The organism is Paenibacillus sp. Dod16 (genome assembly GCF_049893405.1).
In the GTDB taxonomy this organism is placed as follows: Bacteria; Bacillota; Bacilli; order Paenibacillales; family Paenibacillaceae; genus Paenibacillus_AQ.
In genome coordinates this window covers 1-1601 of record NZ_JBNDYG010000114.1, presented here as the reverse complement: position 1 = coordinate 1601, position 1601 = coordinate 1, and the positions used below count along the sequence as shown (strand labels likewise).

General features: G+C 42.9%; 1 protein-coding gene and 1 pseudogene. Both read left to right on the top strand.

The window, feature by feature from the left end; genetic code table 11:
* Positions 1–629, top strand: a 629-nt coding sequence (locus ACPV3A_RS37615; protein ID WP_426204997.1) for a helix-turn-helix domain-containing protein, incomplete at its 5' end; no start/stop codon positions are given.
* 14 nt (positions 630–643) lie between these two features.
* Positions 644–1504: pseudogene (locus tag ACPV3A_RS37610) on the top strand (IS3 family transposase); the annotation flags it as partial.
* Positions 1505–1601 lie beyond the last annotated feature (97 nt).

Sequence of the window (1601 nt, the reverse complement as noted above, 5' to 3'; positions counted from 1 at the left end):
AACATGAATCCAATCCTAACCATGAGGCAAAACAACTGGGGGTCCATAAAAACACGGTTAATGATTGGATAAGGAAATACAAAGTAGATGGAGAAGAAGGATTAAGAGAATCCAGGGGATGGAAATCCTACTCCAAGGAGCTAAAACTATCTGCCATTCAAGATGTACGCTCTGGAGAATACTCTGTACGAGCGGTGGTGAAAAAGTACCATATTTCGAGTAAATCTGTGTTAGAGAGCTGGATTTCCAAGTATACTGAAGGGGTGAAAATGAAACCAACTCGGAAAAGGATTGAACCCCCTCATATGAATAAAGGACGGAAAACGACTTACGAAGAACGTATTGAAATTGTACAATTCACCATCGCCCATGATTTAGATTACCAGAAAGCCATCGACAAGTACGGGGTCTCTTACCAGCAAGTGTACGCATGGGTTCGTAAATATCAAGCGAGTGGTCATGGAGCCTTAAAAGACCTCCGAGGTCGTAAAAAGCCGCTAGAAGAGCTAGACGAACAGGAACGGTTAAAGCTTCGGATCAAGGAACTCGAGGCACGAAATGAGCATTTAGAAATGGAGAATGCACTCGCAAAAAAGTTGACAGAGATCCGGCGAAGAAATACACGTTAACCCTTGTTCGGCATGCAGACATTTATCAAGCGATTACAGAACTGCATGCCGAGAAGGGATATGCGATCACCAAGCTCTGTGAGCTAGCAGGAATCGCCCGATCTGCCTATTATAAGTGGCTGAAATGGATCCCATCCGTCAGGGAACTTGAAAATCTTGCACTAGCCAAGGAAGTCAAGCGTCGCTATGACAAACGAAACGGGATACTGGGTTATCGCCAAATGCGTACTCAGTTAAATCGTAAGCTTAAAAAAAGTTACAACCGTAAACGGTATTATCGCATCATGCGAGCCCTTGAATTAAGGGCAGTGATTCGCAAAAAACGGCCAAATTACATGAAAGCTCCAGCCCTTCATATCGCTGAGAATGTCATGAACCGAAAATTCCAAGCGGAGGTCCCCAACCAAAAGTGGTGCACCGATGTAACAGAGCTAAAGTACGGAAATGGCCGCAAGGCCTACCTGAGTGCCATTATTGATGGATATGACAACTCTGTTGTTTCATGGGTGTTCAGCCATTCCAATAACAATGAGCTTGTCATGAATACGGTAAAGAAAGCATATAAAAGAAATCCGAATGCTACGCCGCTCTTGCACAGTGATCGCGGCTTTCAATATACTTCGCTGGAATACAGACAACTTCAAAAGAGATACAAGTTTACAAAAAGTATGTCTCGTGTAAGCCGGTGTTTGGACAACCAACCCATTGAACGATTCTGGGGTACCTTAAAAGCAGAAAGCTATTATCTGGAGAAGTACGATACGTATGACAGTCTCCTTCGTAGTGTAAGAGCTTATATCTATTATTACAATAATTTTCGATACACCGAACGACTAAACGGCTTATCCCCTAACGAATATCGACGAGCAGCTTAACTAAGAAAAATAATCCCCTCAGTCTTGATAACCGAAGGGATATTGAATGCTAATGATTTTGCTTTTTTAGTCTGTCTACTTGACAGGGAGCACTTCA